This window comes from Roseicyclus sediminis, from assembly GCF_025515305.1.
GTDB classification, from domain to species: Bacteria; Pseudomonadota; Alphaproteobacteria; order Rhodobacterales; family Rhodobacteraceae; genus Roseibacterium; species Roseibacterium sediminis.
Genome location: NZ_JAOPHT010000001.1, coordinates 91,287 through 115,268 on the forward strand (window position 1 = coordinate 91,287; position 23,982 = coordinate 115,268).

A 23,982-nucleotide genomic window follows, 5' to 3' on the forward strand; every position below is an offset into this window, starting at 1 on the left:
CGTGGAGTTCCCATCAGAAGGATCTACAGGATGTTGTGGGAAGCCCCAAAAGGAAAACCCGTTATGTTTTCGGCACCTTCGGGGGTTACGATGAGGATATCATGCTCCCTGTAACCGCCCGCCCCGGGCATGTTTGCAGGGATTGTCATCATCGGTTCCATGGAGATCACCATCCCCGGTTCAAGCACCGTGTCGATGTCCTCGCGCAGTTCGAGCCCGGCCTCCCGCCCGTAGTAGTGACTGAGCACACCGAAGGAATGGCCGTAGCCGAAGCTGCGGTATTGCAGGAGGTCGCGCCCTGCGAAGAAATCGTTGATCCGGTGCGTGATCTCGGCGCAGGAGACGCCCGGCCGGATCAGCGAGATGCCCAGCTCGTGCGCGGCGACGTTGGCCTCCCAGATCCTGCGCGAGGCGGCATCGGGCTCGCCCAGAAAGAGGGTTCGCTCGAGCGCGGTGTAGTAGCCCGAGATCATCGGGAAGGTGTTCAGGCTCAGGATGTCTCCCTGCCTGAGCTGCCGCGCCGTCACGGGGTTGTGCGCGCCGTCCGTGTTCAACCCCGACTGGAACCATACCCAGGTGTCCCGATACTCGGCATCGGGGAAGCGGCGCGCGATCTCTTTCTCCATCGCGTCGCGGCCGGCAATCGCCACGTCGATCTCGCGGACGCCCTCGGCGATGGCATCGCGGATGGCATAGCCGCCGATATCGGCCACGGCGGCGCCTGCGCGGATGAGGTCGCGCTCGGCTTCGGATTTCACCATGCGTTGACGCATCGTCGCCTGTGCGATGTCCACCGTCGTTCCCGGGCGCAGGAACACGCGCAGCTTGCCCATCTGCGCCATCGTCAGGTGGTCTTCCTCGACCCCAACTGTCTTGCCTGTGCCCGAGACATGGGCCACAGCGCGCCAGAAATTGTCGCGCTCCCAGTCGGTGTAGGTGATCCCGTCCCACGCCGAACGCCGCCAGGGCTGGCCCGCGTCGATCCCGGCGGAGATGACGACGGCATCCGAGGCCGTGACCACCAGGGCGTAGGGCCGACCGAACGAACAGTATAGAAAGCCCGAGTAGTAGGCGACGTTGTGCATGGATGTCAGGACGGCGGCAGCCACGCCGTGGGCGTCCATGATGGTCCTGAGGCCCATCAGCCGGGCCTCGTATTCGGCCCGGGAGAACGGCAGAGGGACCTTGTCCCCGTTGTGGAAGCGGAAGAATTGCGGGCGTTCGGTGGCGTGCATGGGCACGGGCCCTCCTGTCGAATGGAGGCCCCGGCGTACAGGGCGGTCAGGCCGTATTCGGGGCGACGCCATCGCCCCGGCCGTTCATGATCTAGCCACGCCCGCGCACGCCCGGCAAGTCCCCTCTGGCCAGCGTGTAAGGGCGCGGCTACCGTCGCGCCATGCTGCGCTACCTCGCCACCCGCGCCCTGTCCCTCGGCCTCAGCCTCGTGGTCGCGAGCGTCGTGATCTTTGCGTTGATCGAGGTGATCCCCGGAGATCCGGCAAGCTACATGCTCGGCCTCAACGCGACGGACGAGACCCTGGCGGCACTGCGCACCGAACTCGGCCTCGACGGTTCGAAGTTCGATCGCTACCTCGCGTGGGTCGGCGGCATGCTGACCGGCGATTTCGGAGTGTCCTACACCTACCGCGTGCCGGTGGCCGAACTGGTGCTCGACCGGCTCTGGGTGTCCCTGCCGCTTGCCATCTACGCGCTGACGCTGTCGACGCTGATCGCATTCCCGGTCGGCATCCTCGCGGCGGCGAACCGGGGCGGGGTGCTCGACGTGGCGATCATGGGCGGCACGCAACTCGGCATCGCGGTGCCGAACTTCTGGTTCGCCATGCTGCTCGTCCTGCTCTTCGCGGTCACGCTGCAATGGTTCTCGGCGGGCGGTTTCGCCGGCTGGGACGATCCGCTCCTGGCGATCAAGTCCCTGACGCTGCCCGCCGTCGCGCTGGCCCTGCCCCAGGCCTCGATCCTCGCCCGCGTAATGCGCTCGGCGCTGATCGAGACGCTCGAGCAGGACTATATCCGCACCGCGCGCGCCAAGGGCCTTTCCCGCCGGCAGGCCGTGCTGCGCCACGCTTTGAAGAACGCGCTGATCCCCGTGCTGACGATCATCGGGCTGCAGTTCTCCTTCCTGCTGGCCGGCGCCATCATTATCGAGAACGTGTTCTTCCTGCCCGGCCTTGGCCGGCTGATCTTCCAGGGCATCACGCAACGCGATCTCGTGGTGGTCGAGTCCGTGACGATGCTTCTGGTCTTCGCCGTGATCCTCGTGACCTTCCTCGTCGATGTCGCCTATGCGCTGGTCGACCCGAGGCTCAGGCGGCGATGAGGCGGCTTCCCCCTGCCCTCCTGATCGGCGCGGCGCTATCGGCGGCGTTCCTCGCCATAGCCGCGCTCAGCCTTGTCTGGACACCGCATTCCGTCACGGGCGTGTCCATATCCGAGCGCCTCCAGCCGCCCAGCGCACAGTACGTTCTCGGCACCGACCAGCTCGGCCGCGACCTCGCCTCGATGCTGATGGTGGGCGCGCAGACCTCCATCGCCGTGGCGCTGATCGCGGTGGGTATCGGGATCGCGCTCGGCGTGCCCCTGGGGCTTGCCGCCGCCGCCACGCGCGGGAGCCTGCTCGACGAGATCATCATGCGCGGCAACGACCTGATCTTCGCCTTCCCCTCGCTGGTGATCGCCATCCTGATCACCGCGCGCTACGGGCCATCGGCGACGAACGCGATCCTCGCCATCGGGATCTTCAATATCCCCGTCTTCGCGCGCGTGGCGCGCGGCGGCGCGCTGCCGCTCTGGACGCTCGACTACATTCTCGCCGCCCGCACCGCCGGGAAGGGCCGGGTGCGCATCTCGGTGGAGCACATCCTGCCCAACATCCTGAACCTCCTGATCGTGCAGGCGACGATCCAGTTCTCGCTCGGCATCCTCGCCGAAGCGGCGCTGAGCTATGTCGGCCTCGGCGCGCAGCCGCCGGTGCCCAGCTGGGGCCGCATGCTGGCAGAGGCGCAGACGATGATCTACAGCCACCCGATGCTCGCCATCCTGCCGGGGCTCGCCATCGTGCTGATGGTGCTGGGGCTGAACCTGATGGGCGACGGGCTGCGCGATGCGCTCGACCCACGGCTCAGGCGGAGGCGGGCATGATCGGGGTCGAGAACCTCTCCGTGGCCATTCACGGCACCCCGATCCTGCGTGGGGTGAGCCTGCAGATCGCACCGGGCGAGGTCTTCGGCCTCGTCGGCGAAAGCGGCTCGGGCAAGTCGATGACGGCACTGGCGCTCATGGGCCTCCTGCCCGAGGGCGCGGAGGCCGGGGGCGAGATCCTGATCGACGGGCGCGACCTGATGCGGAACTCGGAACCCGACTGGTGCCGGGTGCGCGGCAACGATATCGGCATGATCTTCCAGGAACCGATGACGGCGCTGAACCCAGTGCGCACCATCGGCGACCAGGTGGCCGAGACGTTGACGATCCACGGCGCGGCCGAGCCTCGGGCCGCCCTGGAAATCGCGCGCGACCGGCTCGACCGCGTCGGGCTTTCGCATATCGGCATGGACGCCTATCCCCACGAGCTATCCGGCGGCCAGCGGCAGCGCGTCTGCATCGCCGCGGCCATCGCGCTCCACCCGCGCCTTCTCATCGCGGATGAACCCACGACCGCGCTCGACGTCACCACGCAGGCGCAGATCCTCGACCTCCTGTCGGCGCTGGTGGAGGAGGAGGGGATGGGCCTTCTGCTCATCACGCATGACCTCGGCGTCGTCGCGGGCATGGCCGACAGGATCGCCGTGATGCGGCAGGGCGAGATCGTGGAAACCGGGCCGACCGCACAGGTGATGGCCGAGCGGAACCACCCCTATACCCGCGCGCTGCTGGCGGCTTCCTCCCACGTCCCGGAACGCGCGGCCGCCCAACGGCCCGACCCGCTCCTGCAGGTGGAGGACGTGCGCCGCGAATACCCCGGTCGGCGCGAGGGGTTCCGCCGCGGCCCGCCCATCGTCGCGGTCGATGGCGTCTCCTTCACGCTCCACGAAGGGGAGTCGCTCGGCCTCGTGGGCGAATCGGGCTGCGGCAAGTCCACTCTGACACGCGCGATCCTCGGCCTAGACCCGGTGCAGGGCGGCGACATCCGCCTCTTCGGCCGTTCGATCGTCCCGCAGATGCCACGAGAGATGCGCGCCGGGATACAGGTGGTCTTCCAGGACCCCTATGGCAGCTTCAACCCCCGTTGGAAGGTCGATCGCATCGTGGCCGAGCCCTTCCACCTGCTCGACGCGCCCCCGCGCGGGTCCGAGCGGCACGACCGCGTGGCCGAGGCGCTGACGGCCGTGCATCTCTCGCCCGACGACATGGCGAAGTACCCCCACGAGTTCTCCGGCGGGCAGAGGCAGCGCATCGCCATCGCCCGCGCGCTCATCACCCGGCCCCGGATCATCCTGCTGGACGAGGCGGTGTCGGCGCTGGACGTGTCTGTCCGGGCCCGCATCCTCGACCTCCTGGCCGAGCTCCAGGACGGCTTCGGGCTGTCCTATCTCTTCGTGTCGCATGACCTGACGGTGGTGCGCGCGATCACGGACCGGGTGATGGTTATGCAGGACGGCCGCTTCGTCGAGACTGGCGAGACGGAGGCCGTCTTCAACGACCCGCAACACGAGTACACGAGGGCGCTTCTGGCTGCCGCGCCGCGGCTGGACCTGGCATCCTGACCGAAGCGCAAGGGAGGCGCGAGGCACATGAAACCCTGGTTCGACACCGACAAGATCTTCATCGCCGGCCGATGGATGCCCTGCGCGTCGAATGCCACGCTGCCGCTGCAGGACCCATCGACCGGTGGCGAGATCGGCCGCATCGCGCGGGGAACGTCGGAAGACATCGACGCCGCGGTCGAGGCGGCGCGCGCGGCCTTGTCCGGTGATTGGGGGCGACTGACGGCGGCGGAACGCGGGCGGCTCCTGTCGCGCCTCGGCACGCTGGTGCTCGAACACACGGACGCGCTCGCCGAGATGGAGGCGACGGATGTCGGCAAGCCGCTTACCCAGGCGCGCGCCGACGTCATCGCACTCGCCCGCTACTGCGAATTCTACGGCGGCGCGGCGGACAAGGTGATGGGCGAGACCATCCCGTATCTCGATGGCTACACCGTCTACACGCTGCGGGAACCCATCGGCGTCACCGGCCATATCGTGCCCTGGAACTACCCGATGCAGATCATCGGCCGTTCGGTCGGCGCGGCGCTTGCCATGGGCAACGCCTGCGTCCTGAAACCGGCGGAGGAGGCCTGTCTGACAGCGCTCGCCTTCGCCGATCTCGCGCGGATGGCGGGCTTTCCGCCCGGCGCGCTGAACGTGGTGCCGGGGCTCGGTGCAGAGGCGGGCGCCGCGCTGTCTTCGCATCCGGGGATCGGGCATGTCTCCTTCACCGGCTCGGTCGGGACCGGGCGGCTGGTGCAGGCCGCGGCCGCCCGGAACGTGGTGCCGGTGACGTTGGAACTCGGCGGCAAGTCACCTCAACTCGTCTTCGCCGATGCCGATCTCGACGCCGCCTTGCCCTTCCTCGTCAACGCCGGCCTGCAGAATGCGGGCCAGACCTGCTCGGCCTCTTCCCGCATCCTCGTGGAGCGTCGCCGCTTCGAGGAAGTGACCGACCGCATGGCCGCGGCCTACCGCGCCAAGGTCGCGGCCCCCGCCATGGCCGACCGAGACCTCGGGCCGCTCATCTCGGCCCGGCAAAAGGAAATCGTGACAGGCTATCTCGACCTCGCGGGCCAGGGGCAGCGCGTGGCCGAGGGGCGCATCGATGAAGATGCCCCCGGCGGCGGGCACTACGTGGCCCCCGTGCTTCTCGCCGGTCTCGCGCCCGACGACCGGCTGGCACAGGAAGAGATCTTCGGCCCCGTCCAGGTCCTTCTCCCCTTCGACGACGAGGAGGAGGCCGCATCCATCGCCAACGGCACGCCCTATGGCCTTGTGGCGAGCGTCTGGTCCTGCGATGGCGGGCGGCAGATGCGGCTGGCGAAGCGGCTGCGCGCGGGGCAGGTTTTTCTCAACAACTACGGCGCAGGGGGTGGCGTGGAATTGCCGTTCGGCGGCACGGGCCATTCGGGGCACGGGCGCGAGAAGGGGTTCGAGGCCCTTTACGGCTTCTCCAGCCTCAAGACGGTCGCGGCGCGCCATGGCTGAGGGATCGGGGCTTTCGCGCCGCGCGCGGCGCCGCTAGGCTTCACCAGATACCCTTGTCCGGACTCCAGACCTCGTGACCCGCTTCGGAAAACTGCCCGTCCTCGTCCTCCTGCTGGCGCTGGCTGCCCTTGCCGCCGCGCTCTTCGGGGCGCTGCACAACCAGCTGAGCTATACCGTCGGCCCGAGCTATTTCGAGGCCCTGAAGCTCCCGCAATTCGGGATCGATCCCGGCACCTCGCCGCGCTTCGGTGCGGCACAGGTGGGCATTCTCGCCAGCTGGTGGATGGGCCCGCTCGTGGCGCTTCCGGCCTTCCTCTACGGGTTTCTGACCGTGCCCCGGACCGAAAGCTATCTCGCCGCAGGGATCGGCGCGATCGGCCTCGTCCTCGTGCTGGCGACGCTCGCGGCGCTGCTCGGGCTTGTCGGCGGGATCGTGGCGGATACGACGGGCATTCTCGACCCCTACGTCGCGATCCCCGAGGGTCTCGTCCGTTCGGACTTCCTGCGCGCTGGCTTCATGCACGACGCCTCCTACGCTGCCGGAGCCCTCGGCCTCCTCGTTTCCTTCTGGCCGATGCGGAGGGCGAAGATGATCGACCACGCGCGGCACGGCGCGGGACGCCCGGCATGACCGACCTGCCGGGCATCGAGACCTTCCGGCGCGCCGTCGATCCGGGCGACTGCGATTTCCTCGGCCACATGAACGTCTCGCGCTACCTGCAGGCCTGTTCCGACGGCATGTTCTCGCTGCAATCCGATCTCGGCCTGACCCGGACCGACATGGAGAGCGGCCGCCGCCTTTCCTTCGCCGTCGTCCATCTCGAAAGCGATTTCCGCGCCGAGGTCATGGCCGGCGACGTGATCTTCCTGCGCAGCACCGTGCGCGAGATCGGGACGAAATCGGCTACGTTCCACCACCGGCTTTATCGCGCGGGTGACGGGGTGCTGGCCTTCGAGACGCTGTTCAAGGCCGTCTGCCTCGATCTCGCCGCCCGCCGCGCGGCGCCGATCCCGCAGGACGTTCGCGAAAGGCTCGAGGCACTGAAGGAGGACAAGACGAATGCCGCTTGAGGGGAAGACCGCCATCGTCACGGGCGGAGGCTCGGGCTTCGGCGCCGGGATCGCGCGCGTCATGGCGCGGGAGGGCGCCAGGGTCATGGTCGCCGATATCAACGAGGCGGCGGCACAGGCCGTCGCGGATGAAATCGGCGGCATCGCACAAGGCGTGGACGTGGCGGACGGTGCCTCGGTCGCGGCCATGACGGCCGCCGCGATGGACGCATGGGGGCGGATCGACATCCTCGTGAACAACGCGGGCATCACTCACATGCCCGCGCCGATGGAAGACGTGAGCGAGGCCGACTTCGACCGCGTCCTCGCGGTGAACGTGAAGTCCGTCTACCTGACCGCGCGGGAGATCGTGCCGGGGATGAAGGCGGCCGGCGCAGGGGCGATCCTCAACATCGCGTCCACCGCGGGCCTGTCGCCCCGGCCACGGCTCAACTGGTACAACGCCTCCAAGGGCTGGATGATCACCGCGACCAAGACGATGGCGGTGGAGCTTGCGCCCGCCGGCATCCGCGTCAACGCGCTCTGCCCCGTGGCTGGGGAGACGCCGCTTCTGAAATCCTTCATGGGCGAGGACACCCCCGAGATGCGGGCGAAGTTCCTGTCCACGATTCCGATCGGGCGTTTCTCCACCCCGCAGGACATGGGCGAGGCGGCGGCGTTCCTCTGCTCGGACGCGGCGTCGATGATCACCGGGGTGGCACTCGAGGTCGACGGGGGCCGCTGCATCTGATGGCGGACCTGCGCAGCCTGCCCGCCGAGATCACGGTCCTTTCGGGGCGTTTCGGGCCGTTTCCGGCGGCGCAGCCGCTTGTCTTCGCGCATCTGGGCGATGTCGCGCCGGGCCTCGACCTCGACCACGTGGAGGTGATCCCGCGAAAGGGCGGCGCGACACGCCTCGCGCAGCATTTCGACGAAAGCGCGATTTCGCGGCTCAGCGGGCTGGCAGGTGATGACGACACATTTGTCCTGATCCTTCCCAGCGCCTTCGAGGGGCTTGACCCTCCGCCCCTTGCCTCGGACCGCCTGCGTTCCCTCGGGAACCTGCGCGGCACGGTGCGGCGCCTTCTGGGAACCGGAACCGGGGCCATGCCATGATCCGCCCGGGGCCGAAAAACCTCATCACCGATGTCGCGGGGCTTCTCGTCGGCAATGCCGCGGACGAGACGGTGAAGACCGGCGTCACCGTTCTGACGGCGGCAGACCCCTTCACCGCCTCCGTCCATGTCATGGGCGGCGCACCCGGCACCCGGGAGACCGACCTCCTCGCCCCGGACCGGACGGTGGAACGGGTCGATGCGCTGGTCCTCTCGGGCGGGAGCGCCTTTGGCCTCGACGCCGCGCAGGGCGTCTCGGACGGGCTGCGCGCCATTGGCCGTGGCTTCGCCGTTCATGGCATGACCGTGCCCATCGTGCCCGCAGCCATAATCTTCGACCTCGCCAACGGGGGCGACAAGGGTTGGACCACCTCGCCCTACCCCGCCCTTGGCCGCAACGCCTTCGACGCCGCGTCGGAGACCTTCGCACTCGGGACAGCCGGGGCCGGGACCGGGGCGACGGTGGCCGACCTCAAGGGCGGACTGGGCTCGGTCTCTGCCATGTGGAACGGCTACACCGTCGGCGCGCTCGTCGTGGTGAACGCGGTGGGTCAGGTCACAGTCGGCGACGGGCCCCAGTTTCACGCCTCCGGGTGCGAGTTCGGCGATGAGTTCGGGGGCCTCGGACAAGGGATCGCCGATCCGACCCGCCTTGCCCCGACCAAGGTCACGCAAAGCGACCGCGAGGCCACGGTCATCGCCATCGTCGCAACCGACGCGAGGCTGTCGAAGGCGCAGGCCGCGCGGCTGGCGGTCATGGCCCATGACGGCATCGCCCGCGCGGTCCGGCCCTCCCATGCGCCGATGGACGGCGACGTCGTCTTCGGCGTCTCGACCGGCGCGCGGGACCTCTCTAGCCCGACGGATCTCATGTGGCTGGGCCATCTCGGCGCGCTCTGCCTGTCGCGGGCCATCGCGCGCGGCGTCTATCATGCGATCGATGCGCCCGACGACGTCAAACCGACCTGGCGCGGCCGCTTCGGCTGAGGCAGGGGGGGCGGGAATCCCGACTTCATGGACGGCGTCACGGCGGTTAGGCTGGCCCCGGGTCCGTGAAGAAGGAGACATCGCATGCAACGCCTCATCCCCGCCGCCGTACTCGCCGCGGCGCTGCTGCCCGCCCCGGCGCTGGCAGACGACATCACCGACGCGCTGAACGCGGCGATTGCCGCCTACGAAGGTGGCGAGATCCAGGACGCGCTGGCCGAGATCGCCTATGCCACGCAGCTCCTGAACGATCTGCAGTCGGAGGGGCTCGCGGCCTTCCTTCCCGCCGCGCTGGATGGCTGGACGCGGGAATTGTCCGACGACGCGGCGCAGGGTCTGGGCTTCATGGGCGGCGGCAGCGCGGCCGAGGCCGTCTATACCGGCCCGGAAGGCGAGTTCACGATCGTCATGGTCGCGGACAACCCGATGGTCGGCGCCATGGCCGGCATGCTTGGCAATCCCGCGCTGATGCAGACCATGGGGCGGATCGCACGGATCGGCGGCGAAAGCTTCCTCGATGCGGACGGAGAGCTTGCCGGCCTGATCGGCGGGCGCGTCCTGATCCAGGCGTCGGGCGTCAGCGTGGCGACCATGTCGGCGCATCTCGAACAGATCGATTTCGACGCGCTGGCCGATTTCGGCCGCTGAAAGAAAAACGCCCCGGCGCGAGGCACCGGGGCGTCTGTTTCGGGATCGGCGTCACCGTCAGTTCAGGCGGGCCTGAACCTGTTCGATGGACGAATCGATCAGAGCGTTGGCATCCGCGGCAGCCATCCGGCTGGCGATCAGCTCGCCCGCGGCGCCGACGGCCACCTCGACGGCCCGGTCGCGGATCGCACGGACGGCCTTGGCCTCGGCGCTGGCGATCTGATCCTCCGCCGCAACAAGACGGCGCGCGATCGAGCGTTCCAGCTCTGCCTTCGCGGCCTCGGCCGCGGCCTCGGCATCGGCACGGGCCTGGTTCACGATGCGCTCGGACTGTTCGGCCACCTCGCGCTGCTTTCGCTCGTAGGAGGCAAGCAGGGTCTGCGCCTCCTCGCGAAGTGCGCGCGCCTCGTCGAGCTCCGACTTGATCCCTTCGGCGCGCTTGTCGAGCATGCCGCCCAGCAACGCGGGCACGTTGAAGTAGAACAGGATCGAGACGAAGAGGATGAAGCCGATCAGCACCACGAAGTCGGTGTTGAAGAGCGACGTGAAGTCGTAGCCCGGCGCATAGCCCGGCTCGGCGGCAGTTGCCGGAAGCGCGGCGGCGATGGCAGCGGTCAGCACGATGACGGCACGCATGGGCTTATCCCCTCATCCGGTTGGCGACGGCCTTGGCCACCGCGTCGGCGTCGACCGACTGGCCCGGCAGAATGGCGTTCACCACGTCACCTGCGACAGAGCGCGCCACGTCCTCGACCGACTGGGTCGCGGAGGCCTGGATCTCGCCGATCCGGGCTTCGCTTTCGGCGGCCTTCGCGCCGATCTGCTCGTCGGCTTTCGCCGTGGCTTCGGCCAGACCGATCTGGATCTCGGCCCGGGTCTCCTCGGCGATGCGCTGCGCTTCCGCGCGGGCTTCGGCGAGCGCCTTGTTATAGGCTTCCTCGGCCTCGACGGCCTGACGCTTCAGGTCCTCGGCGGCGGCGAGGTCGTTCGTCAGCGTGCCCTGCCGTTCTGCGAGAACGGAGGCGATACGCGGCAGCGCGACCTTGTCGAGGATGAAGTAGATCGCCACCAGCGTGACGATCAGCCAGAAGATCTGGTTCGGGAACGTCGAGAAATCGAGCTGCGGCATGCCCGGTCCGCCGCCATGGGCGGCATCCGCTGCGGCATGTGCGGCATCCGCCGCGCCGTGTGTGGCTTCTTCGGCCATTGAAGCGTCCTCCTGGAACCGGGTTTACACCGAGGCCCGCGTCAGCCGCGAGCCCCGGACGTAAGGATGGTCTCTCGAGGCTCGGCTCAGACGGCGAACATCAGCAGGAGCGCGACGAGGAAGGCGAAGATGCCCAGCGCTTCCGCGAATGCGATGCCGATGAAGAGGGTCGCGGTCTGGCCAGCAGCGGCCGAGGGGTTGCGCAGCGCGCCGGCGAGGAAGTTGCCGGCCACGTGGCCCACACCGATTGCGGCGGCGCCGGAACCGATGGCGGCGAGGCCTGCGCCGATGAACTGACCCATTTGTGCGATATCGCCTTCCATGATCCTGTCTCCTTACGTTGGAAGTTCTAGATGTCGTCGGACGGGCAGATTGCCCGCCGTCAATGATGCGGATGCAGCGCGTCTTTCAGATAGACGCAGGTGAGGATGGTGAAGACGTAGGCCTGGATGGCCGACACCAGCACCTCGAGCCCGTAGATCGCGACCACGCCGAGGATCGGCGCGATGCCCGCCATACCCATTGCGCCCGCGAAGCCTGCGAACACCTTGAGAACCGCGTGGCCGGCCATCAGGTTGCCGGCAAGACGGATGGAGTGGCTGACGGGCCGGACGAAGTACGAGATGATCTCGATGACCGCGAGGACGGGCCGCAGCGCGAGCGGCGCCGAAGAGACCCAGAACAGGCTGAGGAACCCTGCGCCGTTCTTGATGAAACCCACCAGCGTCACGGTGAGGAACACCGCGGCGGCGAGGATCGCGGTGACCGCGATGTGCGAGGTCGTCGTGAAGCTCATCGGGATCAGCCCGAGGAAGTTCGCGAACAGAATGAAGAGGAAGAGCGTGAAGATGTAGGGGAAGAACGGCAGCGCGTCCTTGCCCGCCACGTCCTCGACCATCTTGCGCACGAACCCGTAGGCGAGCTCTGCCATCGACTGGCTGCGCGACGGGATGACGGCGCGGCCGCCGGTGCCCATGACCATGAGCGCCGCGACCGACGCGACGGCCAGCGCCATCCACAGCGTCACGTTCGTCGGCGTGTAGAACCGGATCGGGCCATCGCCGAACAGCGGGCTCACGATGAACTGGTCCATCGGGTGGATGTTCGGGCCGTCCATCGTGTACTCGTCCACGAGGCCGAGCACGAACAGGACTGCCGCGATCGCGATCAGCACGAAGAAGACCACGCGGCCCGAGCCGCTCTTGCCTTGCGTATTGGTGCTTTCGGTCGCCACGCCGTTACCTCTCCTGATCGCCCGCGGCCTCCGAGGCCGCTTCCATCTGCTTTCGCTGCACCTCTTCGGCGGAGCGGATCATCGTCTTCACCCCGGCGATGAAGCCGAGCAGCGTGAAGATCACCATCAGCCAGGGCCGTGTGCCGAGAACGGCGTCGAGCCCGAAACCAATGCCGAAGCCGATGCCGAGACCGGCCACCAGCTCGATCACCATCCGCCAGGCCAGCTGTGCCTGCGAGTAGTGCTCTTCCATGTGGGCCTTTTCCGGTTCGGCGCGTTTCCGCGCCTTCTCCAGCTTCTCCTCCAGCGCCTTGAGGCGGTCGCTTTCGGGTCGGTCTGCCACCGGTTGGGGGTCCCCATCGAAGTCGGGCGGAAGCTAGGCGGGGCGCGCTGCGGAGTCAACGCGGATCGCCGCGATGCGGCGCGCATCTATCATGTTGAAGTTAATTACATTTTCCGGATGCGACAAAAGGGGCAACTGCGCGGGGCACGGCCTGTACGCCGGATTCACGCTTTCTCTCATATTCAACCGATCGGTTGACGATCGGCACGGCACAGAGCTATGCGGCATCATGATCCCCGCCCCCGAACCGGGTCTCGACGCCGTCTTCGCCGCGCTGGCCGACCCAACGCGGCGCGCGATCCTGTCGATGCTCCTGGAAGACGACATGGCGGTGACAGACGTCGCCGAGCCCTTCGAGATGTCGCTCGCCGCGATTTCCAAGCACCTGGCGATCCTCGCCGCCTCGGGCCTCATCAGCCAGGAGAAGCGCGGCCGGGTGAAGTGGTGCAAGCTGGAACCCGACGCGCTGAAGCGCGCCTCGGTCTGGATGCAGGGCTTCGGCCAGTTCGAGCCGGTGAACCTCGACGCGTTCGAGGCGTTCCTGGAACGCGAGTTCGGCCCCGATCCGTAGCGCGGGCAATCTGCCCGGCCTCAGCCTCACGCCCTCAGCAGCAACGCCAGCGCCGACACGCTCAGACCGACGCCCAGAAGGACCATCGCGGGCGGCACCGGCTGGCCGAGCGCCAGTTCCCAGATCAGGACCCAGCTCGGCGTGAGGTAGGTATAGGCCATGACCTTCGACGAGGGCAGGCGCATGGAGGCGAATTGCACGAGGAAACCTGTCGTCGAACTGGCGATGAGCGCGATGTAGAGCAGCGTGACCCAGACCAGCGGCCTGAGACCCGCCCAGTCTGTCGCGAGGATCGCCCCCCCGCCCCAGACCAGCAGCACCAGCGCGCAGGCCGAAAGCGTCAGGAAGGTGAACACGAGCACCGGCTCGCCCCGGTTCAGCAAGCGCACAAGCGGCGTGTAGGCCGCATGCGCGACGCAGCCCCAGAAGAAGATGGCCTCGCCCGTGCCGATCTCGAAGGCCAGGATCGCGGAAACGTCTGCCCGGAAGATGACCCAGACCGCGCCCGCAGCGCCGAGCGCGAGGCCGAGCGCGATGCGCGGTGTCATCCCCTGTCGCAGCAGGAACCAGCCAAAGGCCGCGCTCATCACCGGGGTCAGGGTGAAGACCGCCGAGGCCGAGACCGGCGGCGCGGTCTTGAGCCCCTCGAACATGGTCACGAAGTAGATCGCGAAGAGGCCGCCGAGGAGAAGATAGCGCCAGGGGGCGACAAGCGCCGCGCGCGACACTCCACCCCGGCCGCGCAGCACGCCATAGACCACCGCGGCGGCGAGGACGAAACGCACGGCGTTCAGTGCGGCGGGATCGATTTCGCCGGCGATCTGCCCGCCAAGCGAGAAGCTCCCCGCGATCAGGGCCGAGAAGGCGAGCATGGCCAGGTGCCCGCGCGTCGCCTCGGACGCATCGGACCCCGTCCCGGCGGCACTCACCGGTCGACCGGCCAGGTCTTGACCTCGTTCTTGAGGTGCCGGACGAAACTCTGGACCTTCGCCGTGCGGTGAAGGTCCATGTGCGTGACGAGCCAGATCTTCGCCGACCACTCCTCGAGCGGGGGCAGCATGTCGATGAGGTCGTCGGTCCGGTACCGGTCCCATCCGGCGATGAAGCCGATGCCGATGCCGGCGAGGATCGCCTCCTTGACCGCGCGCATGTCCGAGGCGCGGAACACGACGTTTCTGTCGGGCACGGTATCGAGCAGCCAGCGGTAATAGGGCGCGCGCGGCGTTTCCTCGTTGGGACCGATGAAACGATGCTGCTCCAGCGTCTCATCCGTGAGAGGCCCGTGCGCGTCGAGATACTCGGCGCTGGCCACGAGCCGCAGCGTCTGGGTGAAGAAGGGCTGCACCACGTTGTCGGGCTGGTCGGGCAGCTTTCCGGCGCGGATGGCGACATGCGCCTCGCCGTATTCCAGGCGGAACAGGCGCGCATCCGAGATCAGGCGCACGCGCAATTCCGGGTGACGCTCCTGGAAGGCGGCGATGGTGGGCACGAGAAGCTCGCTGAGCGACCCGAGCGACGTCACGATCAGGTCGCCGGTGACCTCGTCGCCCCGCCCCCGGATACGGCCGGCGAGCTGCGTGAACTGGTCGTCCGCGACGGAGGCGACGGAGAGAAGGTCCTGCCCGGCCTCCGTGGCGGTGTAGCCCCGCGCATGCCGCTGGAAAAGTTTGGCGCCGAGCTGCGCCTCAAGCGCGTCGATGTGCCGGATCACGGTGGCGTGGTGCACGCCCAGCACTTCCGCCGCGCCGGATACGGTGCCGAGGCGGGCAACCTGGAAGGCGGTGCGGATCTCGTCCCAGTTATCCATGTGTCCCCGGTGCGTCAGCTCACAGATGCCCGGCAAACCTCCACGTTCCTGTTCGCGGGCGCAAGGGGGCACCATCGGCAGGCAGCAAGTCTTATTTATGTGCAAATTCGCACTTAATAGGGTCTCCGAAATCGCCTTTATTCAATTTTCGCACTCAGTAAGTCAGAGGGACACAAATTCCGCACTCCTCTCCGAAAGGAACCGCCATGACCTACCGCATCCTTCGCATCGACGCTTCGGCCCGTCGCACCGGCTCCGTCTCCCGCGATCTCGTCGACCGGATCATTGACCGCATCGATCCCGGCGCGGAGGTCGTCAACCGCGATCTGGCGTTCGGGCTTCCGTTGATCGACGAGGCATGGGTGTCGGCCGCCCAGACGCCGGATGACGCGCGCACTCCGGCCCAGCGCGAACGCCTTGCGCTGTCCGACCGGCTGGTGGCCGAACTCAGGGCCGCGGACACGCTCGTCATCGGCCTGCCGATCTACAACTTCGGCGTTCCCGCCGCGTTCAAGGCCTGGGTCGACCTCGTGGCGCGCGCGGGCGTGACCTTTCGGTATTCGGCGGAAGGCCCGAAGGGTCTGCTCGAAGGCAAGCGCGCCATCGTCGCCGTCGCGTCCGGAGGGACCGAGGCCGGCTCCGAGATCGACTTCGCCACAGGCTTCGTCCGCCACGTGCTGGGCTTCATCGGGATCACCGAGGTGGAATTCGTCACCGCCGACCGGCTGATGATCGATGCCGAGGCGACGATGAAGCAGGCGATGGCACAGGTCGATGCCCTGCCGAAGGCCGCCTGAAGCCTTCCGGGGCGGCGCGCGCCCGTCGCCCCCTTCCCTGCCACGGTCTTCCTGATATTCTCGGGCGCCATGTGGGCACGGACGATCCTTTTTCTTCTCCTCGCTTGCCTTGGGCCGGGCCTCGCCACGGCCCAGACCTGCACGCTGGATTTCACGATCCGCGTCACGCAGGGGGTGGGGGACATCCGCCCCGACGACGAGTTGCAGGGCCACGCGGAATACACCGCCCTAGGCCAGAGTTTCCGCCAGGAAGGCGGGACGACCGCCTGGCTGGCGAGCGGAACCATGACACTCGGAAGCGGCATATCAGGGCCGATCTGGACGCTCATGACCACGTCCCGTGGTCCGACCGCCGACCTGATGGGCATCTACGCCCATCATGTCGAGGGGCTGACGGTGGCGGGCATTCCCTTCGAGGGGCCGATGGCCCTGACGCTCTTCGGACCATCCGGAAGCCGCCCCGACCCGTCGCCCCCCACGACGCAGGAGGACTGGGACCGCCTCGACCTGCGCAGGGCCTTCTCGCTACAGGCGCATGGGCATGACATGCTGTCGGGCGAGGTCACCGAACTGACCGCGATGTGCGAGTGATCCATCAAGCCGCGAGCGTGCCGCCCCCGGCCTGGAGCGCCGCCAACGCTTGACTCCGCCCTGTCCGCGCGCGTAGACGCGGGCGCAATAGCCGGAAAGCGCCAGCTTCCCGGTCCTGTGGATCGCAGGATCGCCCCCCGTCAGCGAGGTTTCGCCCACGGGGGCTGTAGCGCATTTCCGGCACGCTCCCTACCTGAAGGGGGCAACCGGGACTGACAGAAGGGGCAACTGCCCATGTTCGAGAACCTTTCCGAACGCCTCGGCGGCGTCTTCGACCGGCTCACCAAGCAAGGTGCGCTGAGCGAGGACGACGTGCGCACGGCCATGCGCGAAGTCCGCGTCGCACTTCTCGAAGCCGACGTGTCGCTCCCCGTGGCGCGGCAGTTCATCAAGGCGGTCGAGAAGAAGGCGACCGGCTCGGCGGTGACGAAATCGGTCACGCCCGGCCAGCAGGTCATCAAGATCGTGCACGACGAGCTGCAGCACGTCCTGACCGGCGACGAGGACCCCGGCCGCCTCAAGATCGACAATCCGCCCGCGCCGATCCTGATGGTCGGCCTGCAGGGCTCGGGCAAGACGACCACCACCGCGAAACTCGCCAAGCGCCTGAAGGAGCGCGAGGGCAAGCGCGTGCTGATGGCGTCCCTCGACACCAACCGTCCCGCGGCGATGGAACAGCTCGCCATCCTCGGTCAGCAGATCGGCGTCGACACCCTGCCGATCGTGAAGGGCGAGGACCCGGTCGCGATCGCCAGGCGCGCCAAGACCCAGGCGAGCCTCGGCGGCTACGACGTCTACATGCTCGACACGGCGGGTCGGCTGCACATCGACCAGGACCTGATCGCGCAGGCCGCCGCCGTCCGCGACGTGGCCAAGCCGCGCGAGACGCTTCTCGTCGTCGACGGCCTGACCGGCCAGGACGCCGTCAACGTCGCGCAGGAGTTCGACGACAAGATCGGCGTCACCGGCGTCGTCCTGACCCGGATGGACGGCGACGGGCGCGGCGGCGCGGCGCTCTCCATGCGCGCGATCACCGGCAAGCCGATCCGCTTCGTCGGCCTCGGCGAGAAGATGGACGCGCTCGAGACCTTCGAACCCGCACGCATCGCCGGCCGCATCCTCGGCATGGGCGACATCGTGGCGCTGGTGGAGAAGGCGCAGGAAACGCTCGAGGCCGAACAGGCCGAGCGCATGATGAAGCGCTTCCAGAAAGGTCAGTTCAACATGAACGACCTGAAGGGCCAGCTCGAGCAGATGATGAAGATGGGCGGCATGCAGGGCATGATGGGCATGATGCCCGGCATGGCCAAGATGCAGAAGCAGCTCGACGATGCCGGCTTCGACGACACCGTGATCAAGCGCCAGATCGCGCTGATCAACTCCATGACCAAGAAGGAGCGCGCGCGCCCCGAGATCCTTCAGGCCAGCCGGAAGAAACGGATCGCGGCCGGTGCAGGGCAGGACGTCGCCGACCTCAACAAGCTCCTCAAGATGCAGCGCCAGATGGCCGACGCCATGAAGAAGCTCGGCAAGATGGGCAAGAAGGGCCTCCTGCGCGGCGGCCTCGGCGCCCTGATGGGCAAGGGGACGCCCCAGTCGCTGCAGGACATGGACCCGGCGTCCATGGACCCCGCGGCAATGGAAAAGGCCGCCCGGCAGATGGGCATGGGTGGCCTTCCGGGTCTTGGCGGCGGCACGCTGCCCCCCGGCCTCGGCGGGTTCGGCAAGAAGAAGTGACGGCGGCGGAGTTTCATATCCCCCGGCTCGAAACGAGCCGCCTGGTGCTCCGCGCGCCTGCCCGCGAGGATTTCGCGGCCTACGAGGCGTTCATGCTGTCGGACCGCAGCCACCTGACCGACCGCACCCCGCGAAAGGTCTGGCACCTCTTCGCAGTGGAGTTCTTCGGCTGGTGTCTCGACGGTCTCGGCCACTGGGTGATCGAACGGCGCGACGGCAGGCCCGTCGGCGTCGCCGGGTTCTCGCATCCCTCCTACTATCCCGAGCCCGAGATGGGCTGGGCGCTCTACGACGGGTTCGAGGGGCGGGGCTACGCGACCGAGGCGGCCCGCGCCGCGCGCGACTGGGCACGCGACCGCCTGGCCTCGCTCGTCAGCTACATCGCGTCCACCGGGGTGAGATCCATCGCGGTCGCCGAACGCCTTGGTGCCGTGCGAGATGACGAAGCGGTCCTTCCGGAAGGCGCAAGCCCCAAGACCTGCCTTGTCTATCGCCACTGGGGGTCCGCATGAGCCTTGCCCCCACCCTGACCACGAAGCGGCTGACGCTCCGCCCGATGCGCGAAGGGGACTTCCCGGCCTATGCCAGGCTGATGGAAAGCCCGCGCGCGGCCTACATGGGCGGGCCGTTCGATACCCGCGCCGCATGGGGAATGTTCTGCCACGATGCCGCCTGCTGGGCACTGTTCGGCCACGGCGCGCTGATGGTGGACCAGGCGTCGACAGGCGAGACCGTGGGACAGGTCGGTCTCAACGCAGGCCCCCTTTTCCCGGAGACGGAGCTCGGCTGGTTCCTCTACGACGGGCATGAGGGCGAGGGCTATGCCACGGAAGGCGCGGCCGCACTGCGCGACTGGGCCTTTCGGACGCTGCCGGTCGAAAGCCTCGTCAGCTACATGGACGCCGCCAACGTCGCCTCGCAGGCCGTGGCCCGACGCCTCGGCGCGACGCTGGATGCCGATGCGCCCCGGCCCGATCCCGAAGACCTCGTCTTCCGCCATCGGAGGGCCGCATGACCGCACGCCTTGCCGACACGCCCGTCCTGACCACCTCGCGCCTGACCCTGCGCGCACCGGAAGCCTCCGATTTCGAAGCCTTCGCGCCCTTCGTCATGTCCGACCGCGCCCGCTTCATCGGCGGCGGCGCGGACAAGGACATCGGGCAGGCATGGCGGGTGCTGGCGGTCTTGTCGGGCCACTGGCACCTGCGCGGCTACGGCACCTTCGTGATGGTCGAGACGGCCAGTGGCCGGCCCATCGGATCGGCCGGTCCGTGGTTCCCCGGAGACTGGCCCGAGGAAGAACTGGGCTGGACGATCTGGACACCGGAGGCCGAGGGCAAGGGGTACGCCTTCGAGGCGGTGACGGAACTCCGCCGTCATGCCTATGCCGGTCTCGGCTGGTCCACGGCGGTCAGCTACATCGACGCGCGCAACGAACGCTCCCTGGCTCTCGCCCGCCGCCTCGGTTGCATCATCGATCCCTCTGCCGCGCGGCCCGACCGCGACGCTCCGATCGAGGTCTGGCGCCACCCCTCGCCTGCGGAGGTGCTGGCCGCATGATCCGCCCCGACGTTCCCCGGCACGAACAGAACCCCAAGGGGGCCGCCGCCGCGGTGGCCGCCTCCGTGGCGGCGACGGTGCCCGAACTGATGACCGAACGCATTGTGCTGCGCGCCCCCCGCGTCGCCGATTTCGACGCCTATGCCGCGATATTCGGCTCCGGGCGCGCCGCCGCCCTCGGCGGACCGCTCGACCGCGAGGAGGCCTGGGCCGACTTCACCAACTACGTCGCGGGCTGGATGTTGCATGGCCATGGCCTCTGGACCATCGCCGAGCGGAAAGCGCCGGGCGAGGTGCTGGGCTTCGTCCTTGTCGGCCTCGAGCCCGGCGATGCCGAGCCCGAGCTCGGCTATCTCCTTACCGAGGCGGCCGAGGGCCGAGGCATCGCCACCGAGGCCGCCCGCGCCACCCTCTCCTTCGCGAGGGAAGGCTTCGGCTTCGACACGCTGGTGAGCTACGTCGACCACGACAACCCGCGCTCCGGCGCCGTCGCCGCCCGCCTTGGCGCTGCCCGCGACACGGACGCCGAGGCCGCCTTCGACCACCCTGTCCGGGTCTTTCGCTACCCCCTTTCGGAGGACCGCCCATGAGCGACACGACCGCCCGCGCCGCCGAGATCCTCAAGGGTCATCGCGAGTCGATCGATCGGCTCGACGCGATCCTGATCTACACGCTCGGCGAGCGCTTCAAGCACACCCAGGCCGTGGGGAAACTCAAGGCCGAGCACGACCTTCCCCCGTCCGATCCCGCGCGCGAGGCGCAGCAGATCGCACGGCTCGAAGACCTGGCGATCCGGGCCGACCTCGACCCGGAATTCGCCAAGAAACTGCTCCGTTTCGTGATCGACGAAGTCATTCGTCACCACGAGCGGCACCAATCCTGAGGCCCATGCCTCACCCCGCCATTCAAAGGAGATGACCCGATGGCAATGAAGATCCGACTGGCCCGTGGCGGCTCAAAGAAGCGTCCGTTCTACCGCATCGTGGCCGCCGACAGCCGCATGCCCCGCGACGGCCGCTTCATCGAGAAGCTCGGCACCTACAACCCGCTCCTGCCCAAGGACAGCGAGGACCGCATCAAGATGGACATCGACCGGGTGAAGCACTGGCTCGAGCAGGGCGCCCAGCCGACCGACCGCGTGAGCCGTTTCCTCGAGGCCGCCGGCGTGATCGAGAAGAAGGAGCGCGCCAACCTCAAGAAGGGCGAACCGGGCGCGAAGGCCAAGGAACGCGCCGAGGAGAAGGCCGCGAAGGCCGCCGAAGCCGCAGAAGCGGCTGCAGCCCCCGCCGAGGAGCCCGCCGAGGCCCCTGCCGAAGAGGCAGCATCGGAAGAGACCGCCGAGTGATTACGGCAGGGGCGCCCCTCAGGGGCGCCCCGTCCTCCACGACGCGAGATAACCGAATGTCCCGGGACACGACGCCGACGCGCAGCGCAGCGTGCCCACCTCGCAAACCGGGGGGCGCGCGACCATGATCCTCGCGGTCATCGGCTTCGGTGCCGTGGGGCTCTGGTTCCTGCTCGCAGGCGACGGTCCGGCCCGGCTCGTCGGCCTCGTCCTGCTCGCGCTCGCGGGGCTTTTCGCCTTCCTCCTCTGGGTCGCGCTCACCGTCGAACGCGCACCCGCCTCCGTCCTTCCCCAGTCGCAGGAGACCGCCCATGGCTGACCGGGTCTGTGTCGGCGCGATCGCGGGCGCCTTCGGCGTGCGCGGCGACGTGCGGCTCAAGAGCTTCTGCGCCGTGGCCGAGGATCTGGCCTCCTACGGCCCGCTCTCGACCGAGGATGGCACCCGCCGCTTCGACATCACGCTCACCGGCACGGTGAAGGGCGGCCTCTCGGCCCGCCTCTCCGGGGTCGCCACGAAGGAACAGGCCGATGCGCTGCGAGGGATCCGCCTCTATGCCCCGCGCGAGGCGCTGCCCTCGCTGCCCGACGATGAGTTCTACTACGCCGATCTCGTCGGCCTTCAGGCCTTCGACACGGGCGGCGCGCCGCTCGGCCGCGTCGCCGCAGTCCTGAACCACGGCGCGGGCGATATCCTCGAACTCCGGGGCGCGCCGCTCAAGGGCTCCGTCCTCGTCCCCTTCACGAACGCCATCGTGCCCACCGTCGATCTGGCCGCCGGCCGCCTCGTCATCGACCCGCCCGAAGGCCTCTTCGAGACCTGACCCCTTCATCTTTCGAAAAATACGCTCGGGGGAGCGCGAGGGGGCGGACAGCCCCCTCGCACGGATCGGCGCGCGCAGCGCGGCGAAACCCGTCAGGGGCGCAACCGCCATCCCGTGCGGAAGATCCACGCGATCACGGCGAGACAGACCAGCAGGAACCCCGAGATCGCCACGAGCGACCAGCCCACCGGCACGTCCGCCAGCCCGAAGAAGGCCCAGCGGAAACCCGAGATCAGGTAGACCACCGGGTTGAACAGGCTGATCGCCTGCCAGGCATCCGGCAGCATCGTGATCGAATAGAAGGCCCCGCCCAGGAACACGAGCGGCGTGATCACGAGAAGCGGCACCAGCTGCAGCTGCTCGAAGTTCTGCGCCCAGATCCCGATGATGAATCCGAAAAGCGCGAAGGTGAGGCAGGTCAGGACCAGGAAGGCCGCCATCCAGACCGGATGCTGGATCGTGATCTCGACGAAGAGGAAGGACGTCCCCAGGATGATCAGGCCGATCGCCAGCGCCTTGGTCGCCGCCGCCAGAACGTAGCCCGCGGTCACTTCGAGGAAGGACACCGGCGCCGAAAGCAGCTCGTAGATCGTGCCGATGAACTTCGGGAAATAGATCCCGAAGGACGCGTTCGACACTGCCTGCTGCAGCACCGTCAGCATGATCAGCCCCGGCACGATGAAGGCGCCGTAGCTGACGCCATCGATCTCGTCGATCCGGCTGCCGATGGCGGTGCCGAACACGACGAAATAGAGCGACGTGGTCAGGACCGGCGAGAGGACCGACTGGCCCAGCGTGCGGAAGGTCCGGCCCATCTCGAACCGGTAGATCGCGGCGATCGCGCGAAGGTTCATGGCGCGGCCCTTTCCTCGGCAACCAGGTCCACGAAGATCTCCTCCAGCGTGCTTTCGCGGGTCTCGACGTCGCACAGGTGCAGTCCGGCCGCCTGGATATCGGCCAGAAGCCGGGTGATCCCGGTGCGTTCACCATGGGTGTCGTAGGTGTAGACCAGGCGGTGACCGTTCCCGGTGGGGCGCAGGCCGTAGTGGCGCAGCGCCTCGGGCACCGCGGGGACCGGCTCGCGCAGCTCGATGACCAGTTCCTTCTTGCCCAACCGCTTCATCAGCGCGTCCTTGTCCTCGACCAGGAGGATCTGACCCTTGTTGATGACCCCGATCCGGTCGGCCATCGCCTCGGCCTCTTCGAGGTAGTGGGTGGTCAGGATGATCGTCACGCCGTCGCGTTTGAGGTTGCGCACCACCTCCCACATGTCGCGGCGGAGTTCGACGTCGACGCCGGCCGACGGTTCGTCGAGGAACAGGATCCGGGGTTCATGCGCCAGCGCCTTGGCGATCAGGACACGCCGCTTCATGCCGCCCGACAGCGCCCGGATCGGGCTGTCGCGCTTGTCCCACAGCGACAGTTGCCGCAGGATCCGCTCGATCAGCGCCTCGTTCCGGCGTTTCCCGAACAGACCGCGAGAGAATCGCACCGTGCTGATCACCTTCTCGAAGGGCTCGAGGTTGATCTCCTGCGGCACCAGACCGATCAGGCGTCGCGCGGCACGATAATCCGTCAGCGTGTCATGCCCGTCCACGAGCACGCGGCCCCCGCTCGGCTGGATCAATCCGCAGACCGAGCCGATGAGCGTCGTCTTGCCGGCGCCGTTCGGACCGAGAAGCGCGAGGATCTCGCCTTCGCGGATCTCGAGCGACACGGCATCGAGCGCGGTGAACCCGCCCTCGTACACCTTTGACAATCCGTCGACCGACAGGATCGGCCGGGACATCGGTTGCGGCATGGGGATCTTCTCCTTCCAGAGGGATGAGAGATAACCACGGCGCCCCCGGGAACAACCCCTTTGTCCAATCGGGCCGTCGCGCCATCCGGCCCGCGGCCTCGTCTCGCCGGCCGCTCAGATCCGGTGGGCTCGCCGATCCCGTTGCCTTGGCGCGGCACGACCGCTAATCCTCGC

32 protein-coding genes are annotated in these 23,982 nt (G+C 68.2%); 22 read left to right on the forward strand and 10 right to left on the reverse strand.

Features of this window, described 5'->3' with window-relative positions; all coding sequences use genetic code 11:
• Positions 1-23: 23 nt before the first annotated feature.
• Complete coding sequence (locus N8I71_RS00390; protein WP_262875941.1) at positions 24-1,235, reverse strand: aminopeptidase P family protein; 1,212 nt, start codon at positions 1,233-1,235, stop codon at positions 24-26.
• Between the two features lie 161 nt (positions 1,236-1,396).
• On the opposite strand from N8I71_RS00390, the gene N8I71_RS00395 reads away from it, so the two are divergent.
• From N8I71_RS00395 to N8I71_RS00440, 10 genes are all read left to right on the forward strand, one after another.
• On the forward strand, positions 1,397-2,338 hold the full coding sequence (locus N8I71_RS00395; protein ID WP_262875942.1) for an ABC transporter permease: 942 nt from the start codon (positions 1,397-1,399) through the stop codon (positions 2,336-2,338).
• On the forward strand, positions 2,335-3,159 hold the full coding sequence (locus N8I71_RS00400) for an ABC transporter permease (protein ID WP_262875943.1): 825 nt from the start codon (positions 2,335-2,337) through the stop codon (positions 3,157-3,159). Before N8I71_RS00395 ends, N8I71_RS00400 begins: the two co-directional genes overlap by 4 nt.
• Positions 3,156-4,721: an ABC transporter ATP-binding protein gene (locus N8I71_RS00405; RefSeq protein ID WP_262875944.1), complete on the forward strand. Its 1,566-nt coding sequence runs from the start codon at positions 3,156-3,158 to the stop codon at positions 4,719-4,721. The genes N8I71_RS00400 and N8I71_RS00405 overlap by 4 nt, the downstream gene beginning before the upstream one ends.
• A gap of 27 nt (positions 4,722-4,748) precedes the next feature.
• On the forward strand, positions 4,749-6,194 hold the full coding sequence (locus N8I71_RS00410; protein ID WP_262875945.1) for an aldehyde dehydrogenase family protein: 1,446 nt from the start codon (positions 4,749-4,751) through the stop codon (positions 6,192-6,194).
• Positions 6,195-6,267: 73 nt separating this feature from the next.
• On the forward strand, positions 6,268-6,825 hold the full coding sequence (locus N8I71_RS00415; protein WP_262875946.1) for a hypothetical protein: 558 nt from the start codon (positions 6,268-6,270) through the stop codon (positions 6,823-6,825).
• Positions 6,822-7,265, forward strand: coding sequence for an acyl-CoA thioesterase (locus N8I71_RS00420; RefSeq protein ID WP_262875947.1), 444 nt, complete (start codon positions 6,822-6,824; stop codon positions 7,263-7,265). The genes N8I71_RS00415 and N8I71_RS00420 overlap by 4 nt, the downstream gene beginning before the upstream one ends.
• Complete coding sequence (locus tag N8I71_RS00425; RefSeq protein WP_262875948.1) at positions 7,255-7,995, forward strand: glucose 1-dehydrogenase; 741 nt, start codon at positions 7,255-7,257, stop codon at positions 7,993-7,995. Before N8I71_RS00420 ends, N8I71_RS00425 begins: the two co-directional genes overlap by 11 nt.
• Entirely contained in the window at positions 7,995-8,360 is a 366-nt protein-coding gene (locus N8I71_RS00430; RefSeq protein ID WP_262875949.1) for a hypothetical protein, read from the forward strand. The genes N8I71_RS00425 and N8I71_RS00430 overlap by 1 nt, the downstream gene beginning before the upstream one ends.
• Positions 8,360-9,346, forward strand: coding sequence for a P1 family peptidase (locus tag N8I71_RS00435; protein ID WP_262876345.1), 987 nt, complete (start codon positions 8,360-8,362; stop codon positions 9,344-9,346). Before N8I71_RS00430 ends, N8I71_RS00435 begins: the two co-directional genes overlap by 1 nt.
• Positions 9,347-9,430: 84 nt before the next feature.
• Positions 9,431-9,994: a hypothetical protein gene (locus N8I71_RS00440; RefSeq protein WP_262875950.1), complete on the forward strand. Its 564-nt coding sequence runs from the start codon at positions 9,431-9,433 to the stop codon at positions 9,992-9,994.
• 57 nt (positions 9,995-10,051) lie between these two features.
• Here the strand turns inward: N8I71_RS00440 and N8I71_RS00445 are convergent, their stop codons facing one another.
• The 5 genes from N8I71_RS00445 to N8I71_RS00465 form a co-directional block, all read right to left on the reverse strand.
• Positions 10,052-10,630 (reverse strand): F0F1 ATP synthase subunit B, encoded by a 579-nt coding sequence (locus N8I71_RS00445; RefSeq protein ID WP_262875951.1) that lies wholly within the window; start codon positions 10,628-10,630, stop codon positions 10,052-10,054.
• A 4-nt stretch (positions 10,631-10,634) separates the two neighbouring features.
• Entirely contained in the window at positions 10,635-11,201 is a 567-nt protein-coding gene (locus N8I71_RS00450; protein ID WP_262875952.1) for a F0F1 ATP synthase subunit B', read from the reverse strand.
• Positions 11,202-11,287: 86 nt separating this feature from the next.
• Positions 11,288-11,524 (reverse strand): F0F1 ATP synthase subunit C, encoded by a 237-nt coding sequence (locus N8I71_RS00455; protein ID WP_011453893.1) that lies wholly within the window; start codon positions 11,522-11,524, stop codon positions 11,288-11,290.
• Positions 11,525-11,583: 59 nt separating this feature from the next.
• Positions 11,584-12,318: a F0F1 ATP synthase subunit A gene (locus N8I71_RS00460; protein ID WP_262876346.1), complete on the reverse strand. Its 735-nt coding sequence runs from the start codon at positions 12,316-12,318 to the stop codon at positions 11,584-11,586.
• Between the two features lie 121 nt (positions 12,319-12,439).
• Complete coding sequence (locus tag N8I71_RS00465) at positions 12,440-12,778, reverse strand: AtpZ/AtpI family protein (protein ID WP_262875953.1); 339 nt, start codon at positions 12,776-12,778, stop codon at positions 12,440-12,442.
• Positions 12,779-13,007: 229 nt separating this feature from the next.
• Here N8I71_RS00465 and N8I71_RS00470 point away from each other — a divergent pair, with 229 nt between their 5' ends.
• The gene (locus N8I71_RS00470; protein ID WP_262875954.1) at positions 13,008-13,349 is read left to right on the forward strand and encodes an ArsR/SmtB family transcription factor; all 342 of its coding nucleotides are present in this window, start codon (positions 13,008-13,010) and stop codon (positions 13,347-13,349) included.
• A gap of 26 nt (positions 13,350-13,375) precedes the next feature.
• On the opposite strand, the gene N8I71_RS00475 is transcribed toward N8I71_RS00470, so the two are convergent.
• Together N8I71_RS00475 and N8I71_RS00480 are read right to left on the reverse strand one after the other, a co-directional pair.
• The gene (locus N8I71_RS00475; protein WP_454824043.1) at positions 13,376-14,221 is read right to left on the reverse strand and encodes a DMT family transporter; all 846 of its coding nucleotides are present in this window, start codon (positions 14,219-14,221) and stop codon (positions 13,376-13,378) included.
• A 53-nt stretch (positions 14,222-14,274) separates the two neighbouring features.
• Positions 14,275-15,156 carry a LysR family transcriptional regulator gene (locus N8I71_RS00480; RefSeq protein ID WP_262875956.1) on the reverse strand — a complete coding sequence of 294 codons (882 nt, stop codon included), beginning with the start codon at positions 15,154-15,156 and terminating at the stop codon, positions 14,275-14,277.
• A 206-nt stretch (positions 15,157-15,362) separates the two neighbouring features.
• Between N8I71_RS00480 and N8I71_RS00485 the strand changes: the two genes are divergently transcribed.
• From N8I71_RS00485 to rimM, 11 genes are all read left to right on the forward strand, one after another.
• On the forward strand, positions 15,363-15,953 hold the full coding sequence (locus N8I71_RS00485) for an FMN-dependent NADH-azoreductase (RefSeq protein ID WP_262875957.1): 591 nt from the start codon (positions 15,363-15,365) through the stop codon (positions 15,951-15,953).
• Positions 15,954-16,022: 69 nt separating this feature from the next.
• On the forward strand, positions 16,023-16,544 hold the full coding sequence (locus tag N8I71_RS00490; RefSeq protein ID WP_262875958.1) for a hypothetical protein: 522 nt from the start codon (positions 16,023-16,025) through the stop codon (positions 16,542-16,544).
• A 234-nt stretch (positions 16,545-16,778) separates the two neighbouring features.
• On the forward strand, positions 16,779-18,281 hold the full coding sequence (ffh, locus tag N8I71_RS00495; protein ID WP_262875959.1) for a signal recognition particle protein: 1,503 nt from the start codon (positions 16,779-16,781) through the stop codon (positions 18,279-18,281).
• A 44-nt stretch (positions 18,282-18,325) separates the two neighbouring features.
• Positions 18,326-18,793, forward strand: a complete 468-nt coding sequence (locus tag N8I71_RS00500; protein WP_262875960.1) for a GNAT family N-acetyltransferase — start codon at positions 18,326-18,328, stop codon at positions 18,791-18,793.
• Positions 18,790-19,296: a GNAT family N-acetyltransferase gene (locus N8I71_RS00505; protein WP_262875961.1), complete on the forward strand. Its 507-nt coding sequence runs from the start codon at positions 18,790-18,792 to the stop codon at positions 19,294-19,296. The genes N8I71_RS00500 and N8I71_RS00505 overlap by 4 nt, the downstream gene beginning before the upstream one ends.
• Positions 19,293-19,841 carry a GNAT family N-acetyltransferase gene (locus N8I71_RS00510; RefSeq protein WP_262875962.1) on the forward strand — a complete coding sequence of 183 codons (549 nt, stop codon included), beginning with the start codon at positions 19,293-19,295 and terminating at the stop codon, positions 19,839-19,841. Before N8I71_RS00505 ends, N8I71_RS00510 begins: the two co-directional genes overlap by 4 nt.
• Positions 19,838-20,431, forward strand: a complete 594-nt coding sequence (locus tag N8I71_RS00515; protein ID WP_262875963.1) for a GNAT family N-acetyltransferase — start codon at positions 19,838-19,840, stop codon at positions 20,429-20,431. The genes N8I71_RS00510 and N8I71_RS00515 overlap by 4 nt, the downstream gene beginning before the upstream one ends.
• A complete protein-coding gene (locus N8I71_RS00520) occupies positions 20,428-20,724 on the forward strand; it encodes a chorismate mutase (protein WP_262875964.1) in 297 nt (98 codons plus the stop codon). The genes N8I71_RS00515 and N8I71_RS00520 overlap by 4 nt, the downstream gene beginning before the upstream one ends.
• A gap of 39 nt (positions 20,725-20,763) precedes the next feature.
• Positions 20,764-21,186, forward strand: a complete 423-nt coding sequence (gene rpsP / locus N8I71_RS00525; protein ID WP_262875965.1) for a 30S ribosomal protein S16 — start codon at positions 20,764-20,766, stop codon at positions 21,184-21,186.
• Positions 21,187-21,310: 124 nt separating this feature from the next.
• Entirely contained in the window at positions 21,311-21,505 is a 195-nt protein-coding gene (locus N8I71_RS00530) for a hypothetical protein (protein ID WP_262875966.1), read from the forward strand.
• Positions 21,498-22,007, forward strand: coding sequence for a ribosome maturation factor RimM (gene rimM, locus N8I71_RS00535; protein WP_262875967.1), 510 nt, complete (start codon positions 21,498-21,500; stop codon positions 22,005-22,007). Before N8I71_RS00530 ends, rimM begins: the two co-directional genes overlap by 8 nt.
• Positions 22,008-22,099: 92 nt before the next feature.
• On the opposite strand, the gene N8I71_RS00540 is transcribed toward rimM, so the two are convergent.
• Together N8I71_RS00540 and N8I71_RS00545 are read right to left on the reverse strand one after the other, a co-directional pair.
• On the reverse strand, positions 22,100-22,861 hold the full coding sequence (locus N8I71_RS00540; protein ID WP_262875968.1) for an ABC transporter permease: 762 nt from the start codon (positions 22,859-22,861) through the stop codon (positions 22,100-22,102).
• Positions 22,858-23,808 carry an ABC transporter ATP-binding protein gene (locus tag N8I71_RS00545; protein ID WP_262875969.1) on the reverse strand — a complete coding sequence of 317 codons (951 nt, stop codon included), beginning with the start codon at positions 23,806-23,808 and terminating at the stop codon, positions 22,858-22,860. Before N8I71_RS00545 ends, N8I71_RS00540 begins: the two co-directional genes overlap by 4 nt.
• Positions 23,809-23,982: the final 174 nt, after the last annotated feature.

Bases quoted from the DNA above. Each gene is read 5' to 3' on its own strand.
- N8I71_RS00390 (WP_262875941.1), bottom strand. From the start codon at position 1,235: ATGCACGCCACCGAACGCCCGCAATTCTTCCGCTTCCACAACGGGGAC.
- N8I71_RS00395 (WP_262875942.1), top strand. From the start codon at position 1,397: ATGCTGCGCTACCTCGCCACCCGCGCCCTGTCCCTCGGCCTCAGCCTC.
- N8I71_RS00400 (WP_262875943.1), top strand. From the start codon at position 2,335: ATGAGGCGGCTTCCCCCTGCCCTCCTGATCGGCGCGGCGCTATCGGCG.
- N8I71_RS00405 (WP_262875944.1), top strand. From the start codon at position 3,156: ATGATCGGGGTCGAGAACCTCTCCGTGGCCATTCACGGCACCCCGATC.
- N8I71_RS00410 (WP_262875945.1), top strand. From the start codon at position 4,749: ATGAAACCCTGGTTCGACACCGACAAGATCTTCATCGCCGGCCGATGG.
- N8I71_RS00420 (WP_262875947.1), top strand. From the start codon at position 6,822: ATGACCGACCTGCCGGGCATCGAGACCTTCCGGCGCGCCGTCGATCCG.
- N8I71_RS00425 (WP_262875948.1), top strand. From the start codon at position 7,255: ATGCCGCTTGAGGGGAAGACCGCCATCGTCACGGGCGGAGGCTCGGGC.
- N8I71_RS00430 (WP_262875949.1), top strand. From the start codon at position 7,995: ATGGCGGACCTGCGCAGCCTGCCCGCCGAGATCACGGTCCTTTCGGGG.
- N8I71_RS00440 (WP_262875950.1), top strand. From the start codon at position 9,431: ATGCAACGCCTCATCCCCGCCGCCGTACTCGCCGCGGCGCTGCTGCCC.
- N8I71_RS00445 (WP_262875951.1), bottom strand. From the start codon at position 10,630: ATGCGTGCCGTCATCGTGCTGACCGCTGCCATCGCCGCCGCGCTTCCG.
- N8I71_RS00450 (WP_262875952.1), bottom strand. From the start codon at position 11,201: ATGGCCGAAGAAGCCACACACGGCGCGGCGGATGCCGCACATGCCGCA.
- N8I71_RS00455 (WP_011453893.1), bottom strand. From the start codon at position 11,524: ATGGAAGGCGATATCGCACAAATGGGTCAGTTCATCGGCGCAGGCCTC.
- N8I71_RS00460 (WP_262876346.1), bottom strand. From the start codon at position 12,318: ATGGACGGCCCGAACATCCACCCGATGGACCAGTTCATCGTGAGCCCG.
- N8I71_RS00470 (WP_262875954.1), top strand. From the start codon at position 13,008: ATGATCCCCGCCCCCGAACCGGGTCTCGACGCCGTCTTCGCCGCGCTG.
- N8I71_RS00475 (WP_454824043.1), bottom strand. From the start codon at position 14,221: ATGCTCGCCTTCTCGGCCCTGATCGCGGGGAGCTTCTCGCTTGGCGGG.
- N8I71_RS00480 (WP_262875956.1), bottom strand. From the start codon at position 15,156: ATGGATAACTGGGACGAGATCCGCACCGCCTTCCAGGTTGCCCGCCTC.
- N8I71_RS00485 (WP_262875957.1), top strand. From the start codon at position 15,363: ATGACCTACCGCATCCTTCGCATCGACGCTTCGGCCCGTCGCACCGGC.
- N8I71_RS00490 (WP_262875958.1), top strand. From the start codon at position 16,023: ATGTGGGCACGGACGATCCTTTTTCTTCTCCTCGCTTGCCTTGGGCCG.
- ffh (WP_262875959.1), top strand. From the start codon at position 16,779: ATGTTCGAGAACCTTTCCGAACGCCTCGGCGGCGTCTTCGACCGGCTC.
- N8I71_RS00505 (WP_262875961.1), top strand. From the start codon at position 18,790: ATGAGCCTTGCCCCCACCCTGACCACGAAGCGGCTGACGCTCCGCCCG.
- N8I71_RS00510 (WP_262875962.1), top strand. From the start codon at position 19,293: ATGACCGCACGCCTTGCCGACACGCCCGTCCTGACCACCTCGCGCCTG.
- N8I71_RS00515 (WP_262875963.1), top strand. From the start codon at position 19,838: ATGATCCGCCCCGACGTTCCCCGGCACGAACAGAACCCCAAGGGGGCC.
- N8I71_RS00520 (WP_262875964.1), top strand. From the start codon at position 20,428: ATGAGCGACACGACCGCCCGCGCCGCCGAGATCCTCAAGGGTCATCGC.
- rpsP (WP_262875965.1), top strand. From the start codon at position 20,764: ATGGCAATGAAGATCCGACTGGCCCGTGGCGGCTCAAAGAAGCGTCCG.
- N8I71_RS00530 (WP_262875966.1), top strand. From the start codon at position 21,311: ATGATCCTCGCGGTCATCGGCTTCGGTGCCGTGGGGCTCTGGTTCCTG.
- rimM (WP_262875967.1), top strand. From the start codon at position 21,498: ATGGCTGACCGGGTCTGTGTCGGCGCGATCGCGGGCGCCTTCGGCGTG.
- N8I71_RS00540 (WP_262875968.1), bottom strand. From the start codon at position 22,861: ATGAACCTTCGCGCGATCGCCGCGATCTACCGGTTCGAGATGGGCCGG.
- N8I71_RS00545 (WP_262875969.1), bottom strand. From the start codon at position 23,808: ATGCCGCAACCGATGTCCCGGCCGATCCTGTCGGTCGACGGATTGTCA.